This window comes from Halobacteriovorax sp. GB3, assembly GCF_028649655.1.
GTDB lineage: Bacteria > Bdellovibrionota > Bacteriovoracia > Bacteriovoracales > Bacteriovoracaceae > BSW11-IV.
On the sequence record NZ_JAQSLN010000001.1, the window covers coordinates 234,499 to 258,725 of the forward strand.

A 24,227-nucleotide genomic window follows, 5' to 3' on the forward strand; every position below is an offset into this window, starting at 1 on the left:
AATAAGACCCTGCTTGAAAAAAATCAAGTAATTTGTTAGAATTTTATCTAACAATGAACAAATGCAAAGAAATTCCACTAGATAAGATTTTTAAGTCTCTGGGTGACCCCATACGAATGGGAGTCATTAAACAGCTCATCCAACATGAAGATGGCGAGCTTTCTTGCGGCCAATTTGATTATTGTGTGAATAAGGCTACATTTTCTCATCACATTAAAATACTTCTTGAATCACATATCTTGTGTGAAAGGACAGAAGGGGTTAAGAAATTTCTCTTTCTTAATCCAAATATTAAAAAGCTCTATCCTGGCTTGATTGAAACAATAAAAACAAGTTTATAAAAAAGGCCCAATGATATGGGCCTTAGTTTTTTAAGGGAGATATGCACCGCCACAAACTGGCATATATGTTCCTGTGATGTGTCCTGATTCTTTCTTAGCTAAAAATTGAATCGTATTAGCGATGTCCTCGGGAGTTGCAATTTCTTTTGTTGGAGTCATCTCTTTAATAAAATCTTTGAACTCTTCTGGCGAATTTTTTGTCGCATCAGTAAGAACGAGTCCTGGAGCAACGATATTAGATGTCACACCGTAAGGTCCAAGCTCTTGGGCCAAGTATTTGCTAAATGAATCGAGTGCTCCTTTGGCCGACCCGTGAGCAATAAAAGTTGGTGCTGGACTTTCTGAAAGTGTACTAGAAATAAAGATTAATCTTCCATACTTATTTCTTTTCATACTGGCCGCTGCATATTTTGCTGTCACGTATGAGGCGAACATTTCATTGTTTAACTTCTCTTGAAACTCTTCCCAGCTTTGCTCTAAAAATGGCTTAGGAGTAAAGTTCATATTGGCGTTTGAAACAAGAATATCAACGCTTCCATACTCTTGTTCAATTTTTTGAAACATTGCTGCTATGGCCTTTTCATCGCGAACATCGGCCTGAATAGGGAAAGCTTCTCCACCAGCAGTTCTAATTTCTTTAGCAAGCGCACTCGCAACGTCTTCACTTCTTAAATAATTAATAAAAACACGGTGCCCATCTTTAGCTAGTGCTTTCGCTGTTGCTGCGCCGATACCTCTTGCTCCACCTGTAACTAAAGCATTGAATTTTTTCACATATCCTCCAAATTAAGGCCTGGTAATTGCCTCATAAGCTGTACTGGGTTAGGATTGTAAAACCTAAAGTAAGGTTGAGGTCAAGAGGGTCTATGAAAATTGAAAAAGAATATTTATCGGTTGGAGAAATTGCAAAGAGAAGTGGTTTGGCCATTTCGGCAATCCATTTCTATGAGTCAAAAGGACTTCTTCGCTCATATCGAAATAGTGGGAATCAAAGGCGCTTTCATCGAAGAGAGTTGCGAATTCTAAGCTATATAAAAGTCGCTCAAAAGATTGGTCTTACATTAGGCGAGATAAAAGAGGCCTTTAAAAATATAGAAAACAAAGAGCACCTCAGTGCTAGTGATTGGAAGAAACTTGGCCGCAGTTGGGAGAGAGTCTTAAAAAAGAGAGTTGAGCTAATCGAAAATATGCGCTCTCAACTAAGTCTTTGTATTGGCTGTGGTTGTCTTTCGCTTAAAGATTGCCCTCTTCGAAATCCTGAAGATCGACTGGCAAAAGAGGGTGGTGGAGCTCGTCTACTTCTTCCTGAAGAAGAGTATTAATAATTCATTTTTATTTTTTCAATTTCTCGAAGGTAAGTGTTTTCAATTTTTTGGGCATTAATTGGCCCTTGAATAACTTTATGTATTTTAAGCGTTGAAAGTACAGTCTGGCACTCTAAAAGAAATTCTCCTTCTTTTGGAGTTGCACCCTTGAGAGTTAAGACTTGTATAAAATCATTTGTAAGAGATTGTTCACGTTTAAAGTTTGCATCTCTTAGAAAGTGAATGATCTCACTTGAGTCGGCCTCTATCGCTCTAAAATAGAAGTCTTGCCAAGTATGAACTAGAATTGAAAGCTTCATTGTAGGATTATCCAATTTGTAACGCTGACAGAATTCCATAACAGATTGTGAGGGAATATGGCTCAAGAGAGTGGCCATAAGAACTTTAAAACGGTCTGTTTTTAGGCGCATTCGATCAAGATTTTCCATAGCGATAAGAAATTGATCTTCGTCTAGATTTAATTGAGGAAATGTTTGTAATAAAACATTTATTTTTTTTAGTGAATTAAAAAAGAGTGATGGATGATTTGTCTTAAATGCCTTTTCTATTTCTTTTAGTATCCTTTCTCCTGGAATCTTCGAGAGATCATTCTTGCTGCAAAGCTCTTTGATTTTACTCTTTGTTTCTTTTGCAATTTTAAATGAACAGAGTTTTGCCTGAAATCTAGCAAGCCGAAAGATGCGAATGAGATCTTGCTCAAAAAGATCACTCGAATGACGAAGAATCTTCTTTTTAATATCATTTTGACCGTGACAAGGATCGATAATTTCTCCCTGATAATTCATGGCCATACTATTGATGGTTAGATCTCTTGCTTTTAAGTCCTCTTCAAGGGAGTACTTATTTTGTCCTCTTAAGAGGGCATATTCATTCTTAGTTTTTGGATGTAAAAAGACATCAAATGATTTACCAACTTTTGTGAAACCAGCATCAATGAGTTCCTGACTGTTTATACCAATAAGAACGTAGTCAAAGTCTGAGACTTCTAAACCAAGAAGTTTGTCGCGAACGGCCCCACCAACTAAAAATGCTTTTTTTTCAATATCTTCAAGCTTCATGAAGTTATTTTACACAGAGATAAGCGCCTGAGCGAAGGATTTTATTTCGGCCGTCTAAATAGCTTACACTCCTTGTTAAATTTTCAAATGAAACTGCTAAACTGAAAGAATTGGTAGGATGAGCGTATGAAATTATTTCTACTAAGCACCATATTTTTGAGTTCACTCTTTTCTTTTGAAAAGGCCTACGGCCAAGATGATGATCTTGTTAATCCCTTTACCGGAGAGAAATTTAAACTCTACGAGTTGAGTGAAGGGATGTTAGAGGTTTCTAAGGCGCTAATTTTCAATCAAATAGATCGTCCTGTAAGTGAAATTATTGGTGACTTTATTAAGGCCAATCCTACTTTTAAAGATCAAATTGCATCACGTTTTATTGAAAAGTTCAAAGACGTTTACATTTCAAATACACTCATTGGACGGAATACTTCACACATTGTTATCGCAGATATTGAAAAAGTTCAGCAGGACTTTCTTAGTGAGAAGAAGGCCTATACTAAAAAGGCATTAGAAGACATTCGCAAATTTAGTGCTTTCTCCACAGAAAGAAATCTCTCGAATGTTTCACCAGAAGTTAAAGAAATCATTCTCGATCAACTCTATCACCCTGATTTAATCGCAAAGTATTTTGAATTTTTTAATGAACAAGAAATGGAGACCCTGGCAGCAAGGTCGATAACAAATTATTTAAACCTAGGAACTGATCAGAGAATTATTGAACTCTCTCATCGCTATAGAAATGCTTTTCTTAAAAGCTCATGTGGACAGGTTGAAAGTCGTCTCGCTTTTATTGAAGAAGATGATGAATATGGGAATAAGATTGGTATTGAATACCTCTCTGAAGGACTAGATAGTGCTCACTATGGAGTTGAGCATGGTTTAGTTGCCTACAGAAATAATCTCGATAGATTTAAAAAGCTATATACTTATGTAGAAGAGCTTGGCTTTAATGAATCAACGATGTGCCCACGAGAAGGGAAGACCATTGGTGAAATGATTAGACAGTCGGAAGCGTTTTTTCTCGAAGATATCGAATCAATTCTCTACGGCTTTTCAGGAAAAGAAGTTCAGATAGAAAAGAGTAAAGACCTCAATTTTAAGGACTGTGATTCCTCTTCACTTGAATATCAACTTCAAAAATATGCGAAGAGGGCCAAGAAGATTAATGTTCAATATAATTTTGGTGAATCCAGTGGCAAATGTGATGTCTACTTTGATATTAAAAGCACTCCTATGCGTAAGAAAATTAAAATGACTATCGTCGATGGAAGTACACGCACTGTCCTAAGGGGTGATATTGACGATATTTTAAGGCAACTTTAAGAGTGATGAGAAGAAAGTAGCTAGGTTAAGTGTTTGAAAACTCGTACTTTTTGGCGATGAGCGAAAACAGTTGCGCAAAGTGTAGATTAAACGTATAAGAGATTATTGTTTTTGAATATTTTTAGTTAGATTCTTTAAGTTCCTACCTATTTAATACCTTAAGCAGTTTTATTAATTTAGCAGTTTTTGAGTACAATTTTGATTGAGCGTAAAATGGATTCTCTTTGTGACGCAGCAAGAAATCCTCGTACATACATGAGACAATCTGGTCTCCATCCGAGAATTCATTCTAAGAATTTGGATCGCACTTTTGGTTACAAAATCCCAAAAATTGAGCAGAAACTTACGCAAAAGTACCGTTCGTACTATCAATGTCCTGATGAGAGCAATAAGAAGAAGCACTACTCAGGGACTCAGACTTGGATTGGACTCCATCCACAGGCGCTACAAACAACATATAACGATATTTTCGAGGCCCTCTATATAATACAAGAGCATAATATTGATAAAATCGTCGATATTGGCGCTGGATATGGCAGGGTAGGTCTTGTTATGAGTTCTCTCTTTCCGGAGGCTAGATTCATCGGTTTTGAGATTCTCAAGCAACGTCAGCAAGAGGGAAATAGAGTTTTCGAGAAGTTGAAACTTGTTAATTGCGAGATTCTCTTAGAAAATGTTCTCGAAGAAAAATTTATCTTGCCCCAAGCGCAAGTTTATTTTATTTATGACTTTAGTGAAGCTGAAGATATTTGCAAAATACTAGACGAACTGGTTTCACGCATAGAAGAATATAACTTCTTTTTAATTACTAAGGGTGATCTTGTTGATTACTTATTAGAAAAAAAATATAAACAATTTTGGCAAACTAATGGATATTTAAGTTCTGGAGAAATAAAAATTTATAGTTCGAATACAGACTTAAAGGCAATGAAAAACTAGGAGAAAGTTATGGCCACAGGTACAGTAAAGTTTTTTAATGATGAGAAAGGTTTTGGATTTATCAAGCCTGACGATGGTGGACAGGACATTTTTGTTCACATCACTGGAGTTGAAGGTACAACTCTTAAAGAAGATGAAAAAGTTTCTTACGAAGTTGGTGAAGGTCAAAAAGGACCTTGCGCTGTTCAAGTAAAAACTATTTAATCTAAGTAGAGATGAGCGGAGTTTCTGCTCATGCTCATCTCTAGTTTTCTCTTCGTTCTTTATTTTCAACAAAAAATTTCCACGTGTATAAAAAGCTAACATCTTGAGATTTAATTAAGATAACTTAGCTCCATTTCTTATGGCATAGAATTTGCTTCAATTTCTTTAAAAATCTTTATTAGAAATTGGGAGCATTCATGAAAATACCTTTAGTTTTGGCAACGAGCTTTTTCTTGCAAATGGCAAGTGCTTCGACTTTATATATTGAAAGGCTAAATGAGATTCCTACAAAAGGCGATATTTTTAAAGTCGCTCGCGATGTGAATCGTGAGGTTTCTAAGATCAAGACGAAAGATCAAGCAGAAAAAGCGATAGATCTCATGCTTCAGCTTACTGTTCCCCCTGAATTTGAGCAGGAGTTATCGGCCTCTAGTTTGAGTCCTCAAGATCAAAAGAAAATTGCACAGCGACTGAATCGAAATATTTCCGAACGCTATCATACTGTTAAAAATATTATTGAGCTTTCAATAAAATTTAATATCAAATCTAACTTTGTTTTAAGTGGCCTTGAGAAGATTGCAAAATATGATTATGTCACTCGAACACGTCGTCTGGCCATGATTGGACTTCTTTCTCTCTATGAATATGAGATGCTGAGAGAAGATTTTCTGAGAAAAATTTCTCTTTCTGATGGAGAACTCATTTTCGATGGTGAGGCCCAATCAGATGGACAGGTGAAGTATGCTTCATTTGATCGTGGGCGAACAGAGTCAGAAAAAAGAGATATTTTTAAATACGATGATATCAATATCAAAGAGAGCATTCTTAATATAAAGGCCGATCGCGGAGAATCTACTTTAGATCTTCCTATTCTCGATACGAAAATCCACCAAGGTCTCGTTGTTGTAGAAAACTCTCTTGATAAGCTCTATAAAAAAAGAGAAAGCGATATTGATTCGACTTTAGAACGCCTGAGAAGTGATGCCTCTTTCAATGACCAATTTATCGATTCTGATTTGCATATTCTTACAAACCCTGCTGAAGACTTTAATTTTGGTAATGAAAAAAGATATTACGTTAAAAACAATGTCACTCTTTCTTTAACAAAAGAAGAGAGAGATTCGATTGTTGAAGAAATTCGAGAAGAACAGAAACCACTGTGGACAATTCAAAACTTAGAGAATATTAGAAAGTATATTAAGCGCAGTTACTATGAATCAAAGAAAAGTCTGGCAAACGGTGTGACAGTATCTCTAAGAGATAATACTGTGATTTGGGCCAAGAATCTTTTAGAGAGAAATGAAAAAGGTGAGGCATTCAACTTTCACGAAATCTACTCGAATGCTGTTCGTGGAGAGTGTGAAGACAAGACAAAATTTGAATGTTCAATGGATTTACTAAAATAATAAAGAAAAGGCCTTGAAGAGTTTTTTACTCTTCAAGGTATTTAATATTAAGTGACGCTGGTTTTCTGATTTTTTTGAAAAACTCACTGTGATCATAATCATTAATATAAAATGATCCAACGAGACCTGAATTATTTTTCTTGGCGGGAAAGAGCTTTCCCTTATATTTAATTTTATCACCTTTTTTCCATTTGAAATCTTCTCCCATTTTTTCGCCCCAGACAATTTCTTTGAAAGTTACTAGAACGTATTGGTCTCCATATTTACTTTCTTTTTGATCAGATATCTTAAATGAGTAGCTTTTATATTTTCCATCTTTCGATTCATATACGCGGGGATTATCTTGAATATATCCTTCAATCTCTACTTTCTTGTATTCATTCATCTTCTCGTAAGAGAAGCTGTAAAAGGCATGTAATAGAGAAATTATGAAAAGAAGTAATTTAAATGGATTCATTTTTTCCTCATTTTTTTAATTGATGAAATGATTGTAGAGGAGGTGCTGAAAAACGAAGAGAAATTTCTTAAAGGCTCTAGATTTGAGAGAGTTATGGGCGAAAGCTTATGCATTCATAGGCACAAAAAGTTGTCTTCTACATACTGTCTAACTTTTTTCAGCTCATAAAAAAAATTCAAAAATAAATAAATAATTCAGAGAAGGGTTGAGAATAGAAATAGTGAACAATAAGTCTTTATTTAGGTAGTGAGTGAGTATGAAGCGAAGTGAGAAGCATTCTTTTAGGAGATATAAGAGTTTATACTTATTGCTTGTTCTTATTAGCTTTAACCTTAATGCCGCATCTAAATATCCCCACAACGACTTTAAAAGTTGTAATGAACTCCTTCAGGTCTTTTTTAATCCAGATAAAGGCTATCAGGCCTATGAGATTCCTCAAAGAGAGATCGATAGATCCACAAAGAGATTAGAAGAAATACAGGCGAGTTTTAGAAATCATAAATTGCTAGAAGAAGCTTATATCGACCCAGATGGTAATCTTCACAAATTGGGAAGAAGCTATGAGCTCAGACTTGATTCTGATGTCTATGACCTTTTATATATCTTTGGTCCCCCTGTTAAAAAGAAAAACGAATTCTATGTAAATTTTAAAATTTGGCGAAAGGGTCCTCGTGATTATGTAGGACGCAAGGACCGAGTTCTTCGCAGAATGCCTATTGACCAGTTTTATGAGCTTGCTCAAACATCCTTTTTCAAATGGGATATTAAGCCTTCTGAATATATCATTTTGAGGTCCAGCAAGGCAAAGCATGGAAAAGATGTAAAAGAACCTTTTGAAGTTGTTGAAGTTAGTCATAAGAGCGTAAAAGTGAGATCCCTTGAAGGTAAGCTTCTTTGGGTTTCAAAAAGAGATGTGTTCTTTGAGAATATGGGAGTAACTTTACCAGAAAGAGAGTTACTAAAAGACTTTTTTGGCAACGGAGGTCAAGGAGATGTTGTTTTTCATCAATTTCGAGAGCATCTTTATTATCAAAAAAGTGGTCTTTATATTCAAATGACTAAAGTTCCAAGAGGTGGGGTTTTTGCACATGATACTTCTTTAATCTTGGAAGAATATCTTGATGAAGGCATTAAATTTTTACTTACGACTAATGAACATGGAATTCATGGTGCCTTTGTTCCTAAAGGGAATAACCTTGTTACTAGTATCTCAAAGAATTTGGGTAAAGAGGCGGATAACTATATTGTGTTAACTCCTAAAATTGATGATTCTTTCATCGTTCATGAAGTAAAGCATTATGAAGACTTTATACAAAAGAAAAATGCAGAGATTGTAGAATTCTTTAAATCAAAATTTACAAAAGAGAGTGGATTTGATTTTCAAAATAAAGATCTTCTTCCTATTTTTCAAGTAATCAAAGAACAACGTGCTTATGCTACTCAAGCTATTTATCTTCGTTCAAAAGATAGTGAAACAAAAGTCATTGAGGGCATGTTTGAAAATAAAGAAGTTCCTTATATGGAATGGGCCGATTCATTTATTCAAACGCAAAAAGATATTTATGAATCTCGATATCTAAGACCTTATCAAAGTTTTGTAACTTCTTTGAGAGATGGCGGAGCTTCGAAGCTTGCTGCTGAGGTCGATCTATTTGTTCGCTCTCGCTTTATTGAAAGTGAGGACTTCAAGTGACATTAAGTTTAAATAAGGCCAATATTGATCGGCCTTATTTCATGTATACTTAAGCTTTTTTTACAACAGAGCACTTCAGATAAAGGGAGCCATGTCCGTCAATTTTACATGAAATATCATGACCATTAACTGGATCATCAAGAAGACGAATTTTCTTCACTTTTGTTCCCGATTTAATTGTCCCTTTACCGGCCTTTAAATCTTTGACGACTGTGACAGAGTCTCCATCTTGGAGTTGAACACCATTCACGTCTAGGAACTTTTGCTCGGCTTCAACTTGCTCGTTCTCGTTACTATCAAGACTCCACTCATGAAAACACTCTGGGCAATTCCATAATTGACCATCAAAGTATCCATAAAGGGATTCACATTTTGGGCATGTTTTATTTTCTTCACTCATGGGTTTAGATTAATCCTTGGAACTTGGGATGTAAATAATGATTTATCTTATTTTAAAAAGCTCTCTGCTTGCCAAATTCCTGTGAAACTCATTCCTGACTTGATGTTGACGATCTTTCCATTTTCAAAATATACGGCCGTTGGAGTGGCATAAATTTGTAATTTTTCAGAAAGGTTATCTTCAAGAAGAAAATGAAAGGAAAAAGAGTTCTTTTTTAAATACTTGAGAATAAGTTGTTGAGATTCCCATGGATTGATGGCTACAATCTTTTGGGCAGAGATGTGACCTTGATCGATCGATCGTTGGAGTCTTTTCATTTCCAATTTACAAGGAGCACAGGTTGTCGACCAGAACAAGGCAATGTTATTTTGCTCTTGCGAGGGAAAATCTAATTGAACCCTTTGTCCTTGAAAGTAACTAAAAGTCGGCTTTTGTTCTACTTTAAGATCGATATAGCGTTGATTTTCTCTATAGATCTCATATTGTTTATAGGCAAGTGTGCAAAGAAAGAGCACCATTATAAGATTAGTTAGATGTGAAAAGGCTGATTTCCATTGAGTTTTCATTGCCAAAGTATAGCTCGCTTGAGCTGACTTGGAAAAAAGATAAGCGTTTTCTTGGAAATTTGTTTAGAATACATAAGTAATTAAGGAGTCATTATGGAAGATAGAGTTCATGAATTTTGGGAAGAGTATTTAGAGACTCTTGAAGCGAGACCTGCACGGCCAAATGTCGAGATCGGAATAGCTGGAAATGAGGCGATCGCAGATGAATTGCTAGAACTGTACTTAAGTGGCAAGAAAACGGCAGGAAGTGGACTTGTAAAAGACTATGAGTTAGCGGGTGATGAATTACCAAAAGTTGGTAATTATTGGATCATTTTAAATTCCAAAGGCGAGCCCAAGTGTATTGTGAAAACAATTCGTGTTGAATTCACTCGTTTTGATCAAGTGACTGAAGAGATTGCTCGTGCTGAAGGGGAAGGTGATCTTTCAATTGAGCATTGGCGCAAGGCCCATGTTGAGTTTTTCACTCCGTATTTAAAGGATTGGCAGATCTCAAACTTGGATGAAGAGACACTTGTGACTGAATTCTACGAGGTTGTCTATAAATAGGACCTCTTTAGTCAAAATACTAAACAACTAGGTGATTTTTTCAAAGCATATATCTCTAAATAACTGTTTTCTATAAAATAATAGAAATTCAAATTAGGGATATTGCTTTGAAGATATTTTCGCTCCTTCTTTTCTTTTTCAGTCTTTCAAGTTTTTCAATGGATGTTTATTCAGCTCGTCCAGTTGGAAACTGCGTTGAAAGTATGTCTGCCTTTTCAAAGGCACCAACAAGAAATTCCTATGAAATTGGCTATGGAGAGAATTCACTTTCTAAACAATTTGAAAATTATCAAGAGTTTAGATCTCAAATGCTCGCGTTTAGACCTTCAATAGAAAATTATTTAAAAGAGCAGGAGGCTCTCGGAAGAAGAAAGAAAGTTACTTTCTCTGAGGTTACTGAATTCTACTTTGAGAGACATGAGAAATTTATCAAACATGTTGAAAGTGCTCTTGGAATTTCAGAAGAAATTGATCACTACCTTCTTAAGTTAATAAATGGAATCTCTATGCCAGCGAGAAAGTATCTTGCTTATGAAAAGCTACAAGAGAATCCAAAGCTGATGAAAAGAAGATTCAACTTCAACGACCCAAGACAGGGGAGTTTTATCGATTCTCTTGGAATCAATGTCTATAAAGGTGAAATTGGTGAATTTGATGTTGCGATGAGAATGAATCAAATTGTTGGCCACTCTTTTCAAGTTAAACATGACTATGTTGATAACGAGTATTTAAGTAATTTAAAGAAAATTATTGAAGAAGCTTTTAAGAGTGCAAAGAAAAAGGTTAGCTCATATTCTAATCGTGCTCTTACAACCAAGTATCCTCACGTTTTTAAATTTGATCACAGACAAACGAGAAAAGAATTCTTCGAACAAACTTATGACTTTATTATCAATAAAGAGTTTGATCTCATTCGTTTTGTGGATGGGCAATATCAAATCTTAGAAGTTAAAAACTTAAAATCACCACTTAGAACAAATGATCTTTTTAAAGGATCTAAAAAGAAAACTCCTCTTGATCAATCTCTTGAAGACCTCGAAATTCTCGACTTTCTTGGCATTCAAGACCGTGTTCAATTTTCTTTAGTACTCATGCGTGGAGTTACAAAAGATGCACTGGAAATCCTAAGTGAAAAGAAGATTTCAGTCATCACAGATGTTGTTATTGAACAAGAGGCTAAATAAAAATTTGCTCACTTATTGGGATAAGGACGGGGACTTTGAATTCAAAGCGAAAGGGGACCCCAAGCGCTTCTTTAAAAGCAGTTTGAACTTCATCAATTAATCTCTCTGGATTTTCTTGAAAAACTTTATAACGGTAATGACCTGCTTTTCTAAGGCCGATGACCCATTCTGTGAGAGTCATTTTAACGAGCGTCTCGTAATCATTTGGCGTAAAGTCATACAAATGTAAAAGGTCCTTGTAGTACAGGATCTTCTCTTCATAGGATAAATCTAAAAGAATACTTCTATCGCGAACTGAATTACCGAAGACCATAAGCTCGTCTTGATACATAATAAAGGGAGAAACCCATCCATTTCGATAGAGAGTCTCTTCTTTGATTGTCATTTTATTTTTTCCATATTTCTTCACTTTTAAATGATCATTACTTTTCTGATTTTTCAACTCAGCAAAGAAAAAGATATTCCCATCTGATTGCATGACTTCTCGATTAAAATGAGCAGTGTTAAAGCCGCCACTACCAAGTATTTCTTGAATCATCATTGATGATAGAATAGGGGAGTAAAACTCGCTTTTAACAATGTGGGAATTATGAATGGGTTGAAGTTGAATTTGTGATATAAAGTCGTAAAGACTTTTATCTAGGTTTTCTTCTTGATAACGAAATTTTTTAGAAATTCTCTCTAGGTTCTTCTGACTGATTTCTTTCAACTTTTCAGTTGAACTTTCATTGAAGTCTTCTACTCCGTGGTTTAATAAAGAGCGTTTTAATTCTTTTTCTCGAAGAGAATCGAGATTATTTTTAGTGATGTTTTTTAAGGATTCAATTTCTTCGTTTAAATAAGTAAGCGCAATTGCCCTTTTCTTATAAAGATCGAAGTCATTCCAATTTAATTGATAGTGATTAAGGAACTTTTGAAAAGCCTTTATTTTTGGAAGGGCCTTAAGTTCATCCTCCTCCCTCTTTGGAAAGATATGGAGAAAGAGTTTTTGCTCAATTGGTCCATGTAATCTCTCAAGGAGGACTGGGGAATCTGCTTGATGGATTTCTTTTATGAGCCGATAGCAATTCACTCCAGCTTGGGCGCTTGTTAAAAATAGCAAGGTATGGGTCGCGAAAAGAATGTATTTGAGCATGGCTCTTCTTTATATAAAGAAGATGAAAAAAGCTTAACTGTTGAAAATCTTTCATGTTTTGATGGGCAGTAAGTGCTTGATGATTAGAAAAAAACTAAGTGAAAGGGCAGATAAATCTATTATTCAAAAGTTCATAGTGAAGTTAATTTAGTGCTAAAATTTCATCTTAAAAGGGGATTGATTATGAGTGGTGAAATTTCAAAATTTATCGAACACAACTTCAGACATTTCAATGCAGCTTCACTTGTTGATGCGGCAAAGGCCTATAAAACCCATATTGAAGATGGGAAGAAAATGATGGTGACACTTGCAGGCGCGATGAGTAGTGCTGAGCTTGGGATTTCTTTGGCCCAAATGATTCGAGAAGATAAAATTTCTATCATCTCTTGTACTGGGGCAAACCTAGAAGAAGATATTATGAGTCTTGTCGCCTATAATTCTTATAAAAGAATACCAAACTACCGTGACCTCTCGCCTGAAGATGAAAAAGAGCTCTTAAATCAAGGCTACAACAGAGTGACTGATACATGTATCCCTGAGGAAGAGGCCTTTCGAAAGCTTCAGAGGCACCTAATTGAGCACTGGAAAAAAGCAGAACAAGAAGGGGAGAGACTCTTTCCCCATGAGTTTATGTACAGGCTCCTTCTTAGTGGAGAGTTAGAACAATACTATGAAACAGATCCTGAACATTCGTGGATGCTAGCGGCCGCTAAAAAGAATATACCGATTGTTGTTCCAGGATGGGAAGATTCTACTATTGGAAATATATTTGCTAGTTATTGCCTGCAAGGCGAACTATCGGCTCAGACAATGAAAAGTGGTATTGAATATATGGTTTGGCTTGCGAATTGGTATCTGGATGAGGCTGGAAAAGATGGTGTTGGTTTCTTTCAAATTGGAGGTGGGATCGCTGGTGATTTCCCAATTTGTGTTGTTCCTATGCTTTCTCAGGATCTAGATCAAAGAGAGATTCCTTGCTGGTCGTATTTCTGTCAAATATCAGACTCGACAACAAGTTATGGTTCTTATTCGGGAGCAGTTCCCAATGAGAAAATTACTTGGGGCAAGCTAGAGGTTTCTACACCTAAGTTTATCATTGAATCTGATGCTAGCATTGTCGCCCCACTTATCTTTGCCTATGTATTAGGACACTAAAGCGAGAATATTTCTCAAAACCTTGATACTATAACAAGTCCTTGTTTTAATAGAGTGTACTCATTTAAAACAAGGACTCATCTATGTCTCATTTTAATCATGTCGCCAATACATGGGATTCAAACGAAAAAATACTTTTGATGCAAGATCTTGCTAAGAAGACAATTGCTAAATTAAATATTCAAGAAAAGCTCTCTATTATGGACTTTGGCTGTGGAACGGGACTTTTTGGACTTGAATTTTCTGATTATATTCACAGTCTTGTTGGGGTTGATACATCTGCTGGAATGCTAGAGGTTTTCAATGAAAAGACTAAAGGGCTTGAGAATATAAGTTCGAGAATGCTTAATTTAGAATATGAAACTCTTGATCTAAAGTTTGATCTCATCATTAGTTCTATGGCCTTCCATCATCTTGAAGATCCAAAAAACATGATTGGTAAACTTCGTAATCTTCTAAATTCAGGAGGGCAAATTGCTATTGTTGATTTAGAAAAAGAAGATGGTAGCTTCCATCCTGATCCTATTGCAATGGGCGTAAAACACTTTGGGTTTACGAATGATGAAATTGAATCTTGGGCCCAAGAACATGACATGTCTGTTCGAATTTCAACGATCAATACAAAAGAGAAAAATGAAAAAACCTACGATCAATTTTTAGCGGTTTTCTCTTAGTCATTAAATTCTTTTTGCTAATGATTCCTCTAAGAGCTCTTTAAAATAAAGGGCATCTTCATTTGATTCAAAAGGCCAAAAACCAATTTTTGTTTCATTTGAAATCAATGTGACATTGGCATGTGGAAGGCCAGAGATTGATTTTATTAATTTAACTATTGATGGGATATTTGCAATTTCTACAGAATGGATATCATCAATTTCTCTAATCTCTATACTTTTCTTTCTTGGAATAAGTCCACGATAGAAAACTTGCAGCGTTGTCTTTGTGATTTTCACTTCAAAACCAGTATTGAAAGATAAAAGTAATCTCAGGACTGTGGCGAATATGGGGAGAGCAAAGAAAGCCGTGATGGCCAGTTCAAACTGCCAAGAATTGTTGATTCCTTTATTTAAAAAAATGAGCCATATTGGACAAATAAAAATTAGAAGATAAAGTATTGGCAAAAAGCTTGTTAGAAATTTACTTGCGTAGTGACTTGTAATCCTTGTTTCGTTTTGAATTTCTTTAATTTCAATATTACTCTTTTCCGGCCGACTAAGATTGAAAGTTCTTGATCTAAGTTTTTCAAGAAAAGCTTGATCAATTTGTGAAGGATCAAGGATTTCTCCACCTTCAACTTCATTTTTAAGGCGCACCTGACAACGTCTAGCAATCTTTTCAGCTCGCTCTCTAGATATAATATAATCTCTTGAGTAATTCTCTATTTTTATGGGCTTACCTTGATAAGGAATTAGTGTCAGAGGATAAACGGTGTAAGAAGAGTTTTTATTACTTCTAAGCTCGCTACTAATATTGATATAATCAACTTTTGATAAATCAAAGTGCTTCTTATAAAGAGGAATGAGAAGTCCTAGATAGAAATATCCCTTTTTCCTCCTCGTATCGATAACATAGCCTGAGCGACCTACCATAACAGTGGCACCTATCAGAATAAAGACTAGTGAAAAAGGAATTCCAACATAGAGAGTCGGTCTTTCGCCATTCCATTTTACAGAACTTTCGAGCATAGCATATAAAAAGAAACAGCCTGCAGCAAAGAAGGGAAGCCCAAAAAGTGCGAGGCAGCCTGTTGTTTTTTTTGATTCAATTGTACTCATATTTTATTTATCGGTTCTCTATTAAGCAGACTTAAATTTATGAGAAGTCTTTTTTAAATTGAGTTCTAATAAAACTCCAAAGATCTTTTGAAACAGGTCCAAAAGCATGATTGTGGTATTTTGCGAGATAGAGGGGGAGTATTGTTTTTTTAAGAGAGCTTAATTTTATTTCACTCAAGGACTTACTTTTAAGCTCTTTTGTAATCGAGCTTCTCTCAAGATGACCCCAACCATGTCCATTAAGAATAAGTTCTTTTTTTATCAAATGATCTGAAACAACCCACTGTGGAGAATTAATAATCTGTTCAAATTGTGTTTTACTTTCTTTTTGAGATGTTGCTTTTACAATTATTTGAGGAACTTTCTCTAGTAGCTTTTTTGTTATTTTTTCATTACCCGTAAGACTTTTTGAAATAACGGGAAGAAGGTGAATATTCCCAATTTTTGTATACTCAATATCCTTATGAGTGAGGAAGGGTGTTAAGGCCAATTGTGCTTCATTTGTAAGTAGACGCTCCTCACTGCCTCCTAAAACTTCAAAGTGCATTTGTAGTTGCGTTTCTAGGCAGCTCGACTTGAATTTATTAAGAATAGAAAATATAAATTCCATAGGGCATAGGTAATCGATGGCCAGATTAATTTTTGCCTCTTTTCCCATGGCGTACTCCCTAGCGACTTTTTGAAATTGATCGACTTCTTCTTGAATCGATAGGGCCTTTTGGTAGAGCGTGTTTCCTTGCTCTGTTAAAGTCATTCTATAAGAGTCTCTGTTAAATAGTATTATGCCAATTTCTTCTTCAAGATTTTTGATTGAAACGGAGAGGCTTGGTTGAGTTTTATTTACCTTATTTGCCGCGGCCCTTAAGCCGCCTTCTTGGGCAATTGCAATTAGTATTTCTATTTGATCTAAGGTCATCTCTGCTCCCTATTATAATGATAGTTTAATTTTATCATCTTATTAATGAAATAATAATATTTTACTAATCTATAACTCGTTATAATGAAATAAAAAAGGGGAATATATGACACATACACTACATAAGGCCAATACAAGAGGTCATGCTGAGATTGACTGGTTGAAAAGTGATCACACTTTCAGCTTTTCTAGTTATTACGATCCCGATCGAATGAATTTTGGAACACTGCGAGTTATTAACGACGATATTATTGCACCATCAATGGGTTTTGGAACGCACCCGCATCGCAATATGGAAATTATCTCTGTTCCTATTCGGGGTGCGCTAAAACATAAAGATACAATGAATAATGAATACGTCATTCGCAAAGGCGAAATCCAGACAATGAGTGCTGGTCGAGGAGTTGCCCATAGTGAATTTAATGCTTCAGCAAGTGAAGAGGCTAATTTTCTACAGATATGGGTATTGCCTAAAAAGATGGAAGTTGAACCAAGTTATTCTCAAAAAGAGTTTGACCCAAAGGGCATGAAAAATAATTTTCAGTTGATTGTCTCTCCGGATGGACGCGATAATTCTGCGGCGATCAATCAAGATGCTTACTTTTCACAAGTTACTTTAGATGAGGGAAAAAAATTAACATATCAAAAGTACGAAAAGGATAATGGAGTCTATTTCTTTGTGATCAAGGGTGATGTTGAAGTTGATGGAGTAAGTCTTAAAGATCGAGATGGACTTGGTATTGAAGATATCGATAATATCGAGGTGAAAAGTTCTAAAGAAGCTGAGATCTTAGTGATGGAAGTTCCAATGCTCGATTAATTAAAGAACAAAATTTTTAAGAAAGAAATCCACTGTGATTTTCTTAATTCTCTGAAGGTCTAGGTCACTCTTGTTTTTTAGACCTAAGAGAACTGGCCAATAGATCTGTCCCTTTAAAAGAGAGTGGAATTGGTTCGCGATTTCATCTGCACTAAATTCTTTTGTGATCGTTTTCTTCTTTTGCTGTGCTTCGATCCAGTTGATAAAAAGTAATTCTGATTGAGAAATTCGACTAAGTTCCTTCTCTGAAAAAACTTTGCCTTTTAAAAGTTCTCCAAAAGTGATTTTTGAAATTTTCAGAAAACTATCTGAGAGAGTAAATTCAATTTTGGCTTCAACGATCTGCTCAATAAGGTCTTTGATATCAAGGCCGTTTTCATAGTCGAATTGATAAACAGCTTCTATTCTATCGAGGATATAACCTACAAGCGCTTCATAGAGGTCTTCTTTACTAGGGTAATACTTGTAGAGGGTTCTCTTAGAGACTTCAGCTAGTTTTGCAATATTGTGCATCGATGCAGCCTCTAGGCCTTTCGCCAGGAATTCGTCAGTTGCAGCTAAGAGGATTTGTTCACTTTTTTTAGACATAAGTACCTAAAATCTAGAGGTTAATTTAGGAAAGTATACACCTGTGTTTACTTTTTTGTTGCATGAGACATTAACCCGTTCTAAAGTAAACACATGTGTATACTTTAGTGGGAACCGCGAAAGAATGCAAGGGAAAGCTCTATGGGAGGCCTTTAGATGAATCTTAAAAATATTGCTATATCTCTCTCTTTTATATCAATGATAATCCTAGGATGTAGTGCGATGGACGCGAAAACTAAGAATGATAAAAATACAAAGAAACTTTCAAACTATGACTATGATAAAGAGGTCTTTCTCAATAGAAAGCCTGGCATTATTGATGAAATGTGGAAGAGAAATATGTCAGTTAAAAGTATTTTTAGTTTTTTATCTAAAGCAAAGGATTTAGAGCCTAAGAATCGCTTACCTGAAAATATTCCTGATTTAGCAGAGTTTTCTAAGAGAACTGAAGGTGTTCACTCTATATGGTTTGGCCATTCAACATTTCTTTTAAACTTTGAAGGAAAGTTGATTCTCATTGATCCTGTTTTTTCTGATAACGCTTCACCTGTGAGTTTATTTGTTAAGCGATTTCAAAGCCCTGTTGTCTCCCTAGAGAATTTACCAGAGATTGATTATATCGTTATTTCGCATGATCACTATGATCACCTAGATAAAGAAACAACAACGTTTTTCAAAGATAAGCTGGTAACTTTTATAACTCCCTTAGGAGTTGGGAATCATTTGAAGAATTGGGGGATACCAACTGATCGAATTATTGAAAAGAATTGGTGGGAGAGTCACGAAGTTGATGGCCTTCGCTTTATTGCAACTCCTGCTCAACATTTTTCAGGAAGAGGTTTATTTGATCGAAATGAAACTCTATGGGCCTCTTGGGTTATCCAGTCTGAGAGCTTTAATCTCTACTATAGTGGGGACTCTGGTTATGATGTCCATTTTAAAGAAATTGGAGATAAGTTAGGACCTTTTGATATTGCTTATGTCGAGAGTGGACAATATAACGAAAAGTGGGAAGAGGTACATATGATGCCTAAGGACTCTCTTCATGCCTATAAAGACCTACGAGCTAAGAAGTACTTTCCTGTGCACTGGGGGATGTTTGTCTTATCAAAACATGCGTGGAATGATCCAGTTTTACAATTACTTGATATGGCCGAGGCTGATACCAAATTTGTTATTCCTAAAATTGGTCAAGTCGTAAAACTAAACGATGAATTTAGTCTAAATCCATGGTGGAAATAGCTTCAATCAGCTTGTTGGAGCTCATTGTTCATAGTATAAGATTTTTATCATAAATAGAATCAAGTGAATGAATAGATGAGCTGGCAACAAATTTGGAATGAGATATCTTTGATTGAGGGATGGCTAAATTATCCTGTAGCAAAGCTTCTTCACGAAAAAGCAAAAAGGGTTCCAAACGATTTGCCAATCGTTGAGATAGGTTCATGGAAAGGCCGATCTACAGTTCTTCTTTCTAAGTCTTCAACATCTTCAAAAGTCTATGCGATTGATCCTCACATTGGATCAAGTGAGCATCATGGACTATCGGAAAAACCAATCGATACTTTTGAAGAGTTCAAAAGAAACCTCAAAAGTGCTAATGTAACAGATAAGGTAATCGTTATTAGAAAAGCGTCTCGCGATGCTCTTGATGATATTCCAGATAAAATTGGAATGCTATGGATCGATGGTTCTCACGAATATAAAGATGTCTATGATGACTTTAAACTCTGGTTTCCAAGACTTATAGAAGGGGGCCATGTTCTCTTTCACGATTCAAAGTGGCCGGGTGTAAAACAAGTACTTTGGGAAGAGTTGTATACAAGCTGTGAAGTTAGCTTTATTGGAAGAACAGAAGATACAACTTTTGCAAAGAAGAGAAGCCAAGCGAACCTTGTTGAGCGAGCTTATAATACTCTTGTTTTAAGACGTTATAAGAAGGCTCACCAGTTAAAACGTCTTAAAAGAAAATTGAAAAAACAAATTAAAAAATGGAAATGATATGATTGATTTAAAAAGTGAAGAGGATCTCGTTCTTTATCGTGAGACGGGGAAAATAGCTGGAGAGATTTTAACTCGTCTAATCCCTGAGGTTAAGCCTGGCGTGTCGACTTACGATATTGCGAAATTAGCTGAAAAATGGATTCGTGAGGATTATGATGCGATTCCTTCATCGATTGGACAATACGATTTTCAATTTGCTCTTAACTCATCTATTAACCATGTCGTTTGCCATGGGGTACCTTCTAGAGATGAAATCCTTAAAGAAGGTGATATTGTTAATCTTGATGTCACTGTTAAAAAGCATGGCTTCATTGCTGATACTTCTCGCATGTATCTAGTTGGAGAGTGTAGCGAAGAGGCACAAAAGCTATGTCATGTGACAAGAGAGTGTTTAATTAAAGGAATTGAACAAGTTAAGGCCGGAAATACACTCGGCGATATTGGTTTTCATGTTCATAGGCATGCTACGAGAAATAACTATACAATCGTTAAAGAGTATTGTGGTCACGGTATTGGTCGAAATATGCACGAAGATCCACAAGTTCTTCACTACGGTAAAAAACGTAAAGGGCTAAAGCTTGAAAAGGGTATGGTTTTTACAATTGAGCCGATGGTGAATGAAGGAAGTTCACAGATTGAACATCTAGATGATGACTGGACTGTTGTGACAGTTGATCGCAAATTATCTGCTCAGTGGGAACATACGATCGTCGTGACTGATACTGGTTATGAGATTCTTACTCTGAGAGATGAAGAAAAAGACCTAGTGAAGTAGTTTCAGTAACTTATGTAATATACTTTATTCAGACTCCATTGCCCCATTTTTTGGGAGGCGGTATCGTCGCCGTCAGTGGAGTCGTTGATGATCAATATTATTTCAAAGGCATTTTCAAAAAAAATACTCTTTGTTCTTAGTTTAAGAGCTAGTTTTTATGTGTCTCTTTTCTTCAGTGTCGCGATCTACTTATCATTCATTACCAGTATTATTCCTCAAACCATTGAGGCCCAAAGTTTTCACTTTCTGCCTTATCTCTCTTTGATACTCTGTTTTACAATGTATCATAAAAGTAAAAATATTGAGGATATTGAAGGACTAAGAAAGAATACAATCATCTCATGTCTTTCAATTCTTTTCTTTGTTCTCTTTCCAACAATGATCTATGGATATACGTTCATTCCATTTTCTGAAGGTGTGTATTTTTACTTTTTCAGTTTTCTTTGTTCACTGGCTTTAATCTCTATTGTTGCTCTTTCAGCGATTTTTGTTTAGATGATTTGCCTTTGCAAATTTTTCAATCAAAGAGAAAGTTTTTTCTCTTGAGGCTATGATGGGCCTATGAGGAGAGAGGTTATGAGATCTAAAATCAAGTTATTCGTTGTTGCACTATCTACATTAATTACAGTTCATGCTAAGGCTACATCACACGTAGAATACAGCTGTTTGAATGAGTTTATGCAACTTCAAAGAACTTTTGGAAGCTTATCAGCTGCAAAAGATATTCAATACTCAATTGATCATCTGGTTTATTCTCTAGAAGAAAAGAACAATTCAAATTTTTTATATGATCTTCTTGTTTCAGATTTTGAGATTGAACAAAGAAAGATTGAAAAGACAAGAATTTCTAAAATCGTTTCATACAGAAATACGACTTACGTCATCGCAAAAAAGACTTATCATCAATGTCATAACTTCTATGCTTCTAGTGAAATTTCATACGAAGAAATTGAGGGGATGTTTGATGAAGAACTCGTTAGTTCTATTAAGAAATTTAAGACAACTGAGTTGAAATTACTTTTTGACCTAGATTAGAGTTTTCTACTTTCTTTTAACTCTCAATGGTTCACTATTGATAGGATCTTCTGGCCAAAAGTGCTTCGGGTATCTCGCTTTAAGATCCTTTTTTACTTCTGGCCATGAACTCTTCCAAAACCCCATTAAATCTCCTATGACTTGCGCTACACGATCGGCGGGGGAGAGTAGTTTCACTTTCAAGACGATCATTCCATCGCATATGACTGGATTTGATTTAATACCATAAAGATCTTGAATTCTTGCTCTGATATAAGGAATTTCCTCATCGTAATGAACTTGGAAAGATTTGCTATTTTCCAATTTAATTAAATTTGGGGTTAATTCTTGAATCGTATAAAGATCTTGAGGCGAAAGCTGTTCTTCAATGAGGGTGCGGAGCTTTTTCTTTGCCAACTCTTCATAAGATAACTCTTCATCTATAATTGAATGAATGAAAAGCTCAAACATATCCCCTGTGAGTAGGGGGCACTGATGTGAGACTTCCAAATTATTTAATATCTCAACTTTTTGATTGTATAAATTGAGCTCATCTTCACTTTCAAAAGGCCATGGCCAGCTTTCGATAATAGCATAGATCAGATCTTGACCCTTTGCCACGACAGGGGGAAGCGCCTCCGATTTTATAACTAATCCTCCATATTTAGAGTTTTTTGTCAGGCTTAGGATTCCTTTTTTCGCATTCAAAACAGTTTCTCGCTCTTGCGAGAGAAGCGAGGATTTTTGATTTAAAAGATCATCGACTGAAATGCTAGAGGCAACATCTATTTTTGTTCCAATGGCGGCATTGGCCTTAGGATCTTCTGTTGCACTGAGAGCAATGACATAGTTGTGCTTAGAGTTTAATAGAGCACTTCTTTTGGAGAGAACTCCTCCTCTTCCTAGACAGAGCTTATAGGTATCAAAACGAGCCTTTTTCGTTTTTGCCTCTCTTCGTTGTGCAACTCGATCACAAAAACCAGCGAGCAAGGCCTTTTTGAATTGTTGATGATGACAACTCTTCTTTTCTAAGTTCTTATCGATTGAAAGGCTATGTTTGAGACTTTCGTATAAATCGAGGGCCCTTTTTGCTTTTTTAGTATCTAAATAAGAAAGAGGATAGTCGCTTAATTTCTTGTCATTAAAATGATAACTTTTTAAAAGATTGCACTGAATTGTAAGGTCACAAGGTTCGTGATCATCGTCATGAAATTCACTCGTTCTCTTAAGAATAAAGTCTTCACTTATAATACAAATAGAAAGAAGAATATCATTGATATTGTCATCGTCTTTAGCCTCATAAAGCATAGAAGATAGTCGTGGATGAAGAGGAAGCTTTGCTAAAAAACGGCCCTTTTGTGTTATTTTTCCATTCTCTGTGGCATCTAAGAGATCTAATAGATCTAGAGCACGTTTTAGATTCCTCTCCTCTGGTTGTTCAAACCAGTTGAACTCAACGGGATCTATTCCAAAGTTCAAAAGATTCAATATATGATTTGATAAATCAACTCTCTTAATCTCTGGAGGTGTGAAATTCTCTCTTCTTGCATAGTCTGCTTGATCATACAGTCTGTAAGTCAGTCCACTTTCAATTCTTCCTGCTCGACCTGAGCGTTGAATCGCACTGGCCTTTGATATTTTACTTAATAAAAGTAGTGGCATTCCACTCCAAGGAGCAAAGCTTGCTCTTCTTTCTAATCCAATATCAATAACACCTGTTATGTTAGGAATAGTGAGTGATGTTTCAGCTATATTTGTTGAAAGAATGATCTTTCTATTGCTTCCTTTGAAGGCCCGATCTTGATCTTTTTTTGAAAGAGAGGAGTGAAGAGGAAGAATTTCAATATTTGGTGAAATATTATCTTTAAGCTCTCTTTCAATTTTTTTGATTTCTTTCATACCAGGAAGAAAAACGAGAATATTTTTTGAACAACGATGGTCTTCTAGCATTTGAACGATGGCCTCATTTGGCGAAATCGTCATGTATTCAATATCTATTGGAAATGTTCTTCCCTTAATGTGAAAGACTTTGGGTCGACTGATAAATCTTTCTAAATTATCGGTCTCTAGAGTCGCTGACATGACGATTAGCTTGAGATCGGGTCTCGATGTTTTTTGTAAGTGAATTATTAAACTAAGTGCTAGGTCGGTGTGAATACTTCTTTCATGGAACTCATCTAAGATGATTGTTCCATAATCTTTTAAACTTGGATCATTTCTTAGATAGGAAAGGAACAGTCCTTCTGTAATAAAGAGCAGTTCAGTGTTTTTATTGGTCTTTTTATCAAAGCGAATATGATGACCAACACGATCTCCAATCTTAGATTCGAGTATTTGAGCGCATCGACTAGCAGATAATTTTGCTGCCAACCTTCTCGGTTCAAGAACGAGCACCTTTTTATCTGTGTGTTCACAAATATAGGGAGGAAGACGTGTTGTCTTTCCAGCACCGGTTTCAGCCTTCACTAATAAGCACTGATTCTTGTTCAATTCTTCGAGAATTTCAGCAAGAGAATCATCAATGGGAAATCTATCTGGTAAGAGTTTCACAGGCCTATTATAGCGCGTTGTTGGCTAAATAATCTAGGGTAGCCTTTAAA

27 protein-coding genes are annotated in these 24,227 nt (G+C 35.7%); 17 read left to right on the forward strand and 10 right to left on the reverse strand.

Translation table 11 applies throughout. The features are described 5' to 3' along the window. Positions 1–53 precede the first annotated feature (53 nt). Positions 54–341 (forward strand): ArsR/SmtB family transcription factor, encoded by a 288-nt coding sequence (locus HBN50_RS01140; protein WP_273867234.1) that lies wholly within the window; start codon positions 54–56, stop codon positions 339–341. 30 nt (positions 342–371) lie between these two features. Here the strand turns inward: HBN50_RS01140 and HBN50_RS01145 are convergent, their stop codons facing one another. Continuing rightward, on the reverse strand, positions 372–1,115 hold the full coding sequence (locus HBN50_RS01145) for an SDR family NAD(P)-dependent oxidoreductase (RefSeq protein WP_273867236.1): 744 nt from the start codon (positions 1,113–1,115) through the stop codon (positions 372–374). A gap of 92 nt (positions 1,116–1,207) precedes the next feature. On the opposite strand from HBN50_RS01145, the gene soxR reads away from it, so the two are divergent. Further along, on the forward strand, positions 1,208–1,663 hold the full coding sequence (soxR, locus tag HBN50_RS01150) for a redox-sensitive transcriptional activator SoxR (RefSeq protein WP_273867237.1): 456 nt from the start codon (positions 1,208–1,210) through the stop codon (positions 1,661–1,663). On the opposite strand, the gene HBN50_RS01155 is transcribed toward soxR, so the two are convergent. After that, positions 1,660–2,724, reverse strand: a complete 1,065-nt coding sequence (locus HBN50_RS01155) for a hypothetical protein (RefSeq protein ID WP_273867238.1) — start codon at positions 2,722–2,724, stop codon at positions 1,660–1,662. The two genes, soxR and HBN50_RS01155, sit on opposite strands and share 4 nt — an antisense overlap. A 126-nt stretch (positions 2,725–2,850) precedes the next feature. Here HBN50_RS01155 and HBN50_RS01160 point away from each other — a divergent pair, with 126 nt between their 5' ends. From HBN50_RS01160 to HBN50_RS01175, 4 genes are all read left to right on the forward strand, one after another. Beyond that, the gene (locus tag HBN50_RS01160) at positions 2,851–4,047 is read left to right on the forward strand and encodes a hypothetical protein (protein WP_273867239.1); all 1,197 of its coding nucleotides are present in this window, start codon (positions 2,851–2,853) and stop codon (positions 4,045–4,047) included. Between the two features lie 198 nt (positions 4,048–4,245). Continuing rightward, on the forward strand, positions 4,246–4,986 hold the full coding sequence (locus HBN50_RS01165; RefSeq protein WP_273867240.1) for a class I SAM-dependent methyltransferase: 741 nt from the start codon (positions 4,246–4,248) through the stop codon (positions 4,984–4,986). Between the two features lie 9 nt (positions 4,987–4,995). After that, a complete protein-coding gene (locus tag HBN50_RS01170) occupies positions 4,996–5,190 on the forward strand; it encodes a cold-shock protein (protein WP_273867241.1) in 195 nt (64 codons plus the stop codon). A gap of 197 nt (positions 5,191–5,387) precedes the next feature. After that, the gene (locus tag HBN50_RS01175) at positions 5,388–6,596 is read left to right on the forward strand and encodes a hypothetical protein (RefSeq protein ID WP_273867243.1); all 1,209 of its coding nucleotides are present in this window, start codon (positions 5,388–5,390) and stop codon (positions 6,594–6,596) included. Between the two features lie 25 nt (positions 6,597–6,621). Here the strand turns inward: HBN50_RS01175 and HBN50_RS01180 are convergent, their stop codons facing one another. Beyond that, positions 6,622–7,053 carry a hypothetical protein gene (locus HBN50_RS01180; protein WP_273867245.1) on the reverse strand — a complete coding sequence of 144 codons (432 nt, stop codon included), beginning with the start codon at positions 7,051–7,053 and terminating at the stop codon, positions 6,622–6,624. Between the two features lie 307 nt (positions 7,054–7,360). Here HBN50_RS01180 and HBN50_RS01185 point away from each other — a divergent pair, with 307 nt between their 5' ends. Further along, entirely contained in the window at positions 7,361–8,746 is a 1,386-nt protein-coding gene (locus HBN50_RS01185; protein WP_273867246.1) for a hypothetical protein, read from the forward strand. A 49-nt stretch (positions 8,747–8,795) separates the two neighbouring features. Here HBN50_RS01185 and HBN50_RS01190 read toward each other — a convergent pair whose 3' ends face one another. Then, positions 8,796–9,146: a zinc ribbon domain-containing protein YjdM gene (locus HBN50_RS01190; RefSeq protein ID WP_273867249.1), complete on the reverse strand. Its 351-nt coding sequence runs from the start codon at positions 9,144–9,146 to the stop codon at positions 8,796–8,798. A gap of 47 nt (positions 9,147–9,193) precedes the next feature. Continuing rightward, positions 9,194–9,712 carry a TlpA family protein disulfide reductase gene (locus HBN50_RS01195; RefSeq protein ID WP_273867250.1) on the reverse strand — a complete coding sequence of 173 codons (519 nt, stop codon included), beginning with the start codon at positions 9,710–9,712 and terminating at the stop codon, positions 9,194–9,196. Positions 9,713–9,805: 93 nt separating this feature from the next. Here HBN50_RS01195 and HBN50_RS01200 point away from each other — a divergent pair, with 93 nt between their 5' ends. Both HBN50_RS01200 and HBN50_RS01205 read left to right on the forward strand, forming a co-directional pair. Continuing rightward, positions 9,806–10,261, forward strand: a complete 456-nt coding sequence (locus HBN50_RS01200) for an ASCH domain-containing protein (protein ID WP_273867251.1) — start codon at positions 9,806–9,808, stop codon at positions 10,259–10,261. A gap of 107 nt (positions 10,262–10,368) precedes the next feature. Further along, positions 10,369–11,445 (forward strand): hypothetical protein, encoded by a 1,077-nt coding sequence (locus tag HBN50_RS01205; protein WP_273867252.1) that lies wholly within the window; start codon positions 10,369–10,371, stop codon positions 11,443–11,445. On the opposite strand, the gene HBN50_RS01210 is transcribed toward HBN50_RS01205, so the two are convergent. Further along, the gene (locus HBN50_RS01210) at positions 11,438–12,580 is read right to left on the reverse strand and encodes a hypothetical protein (protein ID WP_273867254.1); all 1,143 of its coding nucleotides are present in this window, start codon (positions 12,578–12,580) and stop codon (positions 11,438–11,440) included. The two genes, HBN50_RS01205 and HBN50_RS01210, sit on opposite strands and share 8 nt — an antisense overlap. Positions 12,581–12,763: 183 nt before the next feature. Here HBN50_RS01210 and HBN50_RS01215 point away from each other — a divergent pair, with 183 nt between their 5' ends. After that, a complete protein-coding gene (locus HBN50_RS01215) occupies positions 12,764–13,735 on the forward strand; it encodes a deoxyhypusine synthase family protein (protein ID WP_273867255.1) in 972 nt (323 codons plus the stop codon). Between the two features lie 83 nt (positions 13,736–13,818). Further along, positions 13,819–14,409 carry a class I SAM-dependent DNA methyltransferase gene (locus HBN50_RS01220; protein ID WP_273867257.1) on the forward strand — a complete coding sequence of 197 codons (591 nt, stop codon included), beginning with the start codon at positions 13,819–13,821 and terminating at the stop codon, positions 14,407–14,409. A 3-nt stretch (positions 14,410–14,412) separates the two neighbouring features. On the opposite strand, the gene HBN50_RS01225 is transcribed toward HBN50_RS01220, so the two are convergent. Both HBN50_RS01225 and HBN50_RS01230 read right to left on the reverse strand, forming a co-directional pair. After that, entirely contained in the window at positions 14,413–15,510 is a 1,098-nt protein-coding gene (locus tag HBN50_RS01225) for a hypothetical protein (RefSeq protein WP_273867258.1), read from the reverse strand. 37 nt (positions 15,511–15,547) lie between these two features. Further along, positions 15,548–16,426, reverse strand: a complete 879-nt coding sequence (locus tag HBN50_RS01230; protein WP_273867260.1) for a LysR family transcriptional regulator — start codon at positions 16,424–16,426, stop codon at positions 15,548–15,550. 106 nt (positions 16,427–16,532) lie between these two features. On the opposite strand from HBN50_RS01230, the gene HBN50_RS01235 reads away from it, so the two are divergent. Then, a complete protein-coding gene (locus tag HBN50_RS01235) occupies positions 16,533–17,246 on the forward strand; it encodes a pirin family protein (RefSeq protein WP_273867262.1) in 714 nt (237 codons plus the stop codon). Here HBN50_RS01235 and HBN50_RS01240 read toward each other — a convergent pair whose 3' ends face one another. Further along, positions 17,247–17,834: a TetR/AcrR family transcriptional regulator gene (locus HBN50_RS01240; protein ID WP_273867264.1), complete on the reverse strand. Its 588-nt coding sequence runs from the start codon at positions 17,832–17,834 to the stop codon at positions 17,247–17,249. 156 nt (positions 17,835–17,990) lie between these two features. Here HBN50_RS01240 and HBN50_RS01245 point away from each other — a divergent pair, with 156 nt between their 5' ends. From HBN50_RS01245 to HBN50_RS01265, 5 genes are all read left to right on the forward strand, one after another. Beyond that, positions 17,991–19,076: an MBL fold metallo-hydrolase gene (locus HBN50_RS01245; protein ID WP_273867265.1), complete on the forward strand. Its 1,086-nt coding sequence runs from the start codon at positions 17,991–17,993 to the stop codon at positions 19,074–19,076. 75 nt (positions 19,077–19,151) lie between these two features. Further along, a complete protein-coding gene (locus HBN50_RS01250) occupies positions 19,152–19,835 on the forward strand; it encodes a class I SAM-dependent methyltransferase (RefSeq protein ID WP_273867266.1) in 684 nt (227 codons plus the stop codon). A gap of 1 nt (position 19,836) precedes the next feature. Then, a complete protein-coding gene (gene map / locus HBN50_RS01255; protein ID WP_273867268.1) occupies positions 19,837–20,613 on the forward strand; it encodes a type I methionyl aminopeptidase in 777 nt (258 codons plus the stop codon). A gap of 87 nt (positions 20,614–20,700) precedes the next feature. After that, the gene (locus tag HBN50_RS01260; RefSeq protein ID WP_273867270.1) at positions 20,701–21,108 is read left to right on the forward strand and encodes a hypothetical protein; all 408 of its coding nucleotides are present in this window, start codon (positions 20,701–20,703) and stop codon (positions 21,106–21,108) included. A gap of 81 nt (positions 21,109–21,189) precedes the next feature. Next, positions 21,190–21,648 (forward strand): hypothetical protein, encoded by a 459-nt coding sequence (locus HBN50_RS01265; protein ID WP_273867271.1) that lies wholly within the window; start codon positions 21,190–21,192, stop codon positions 21,646–21,648. Positions 21,649–21,654: 6 nt separating this feature from the next. Here HBN50_RS01265 and hrpB read toward each other — a convergent pair whose 3' ends face one another. Next, entirely contained in the window at positions 21,655–24,177 is a 2,523-nt protein-coding gene (gene hrpB, locus HBN50_RS01270) for an ATP-dependent helicase HrpB (protein WP_273867273.1), read from the reverse strand. Between the last annotated feature and the right edge of the window lie 50 nt (positions 24,178–24,227).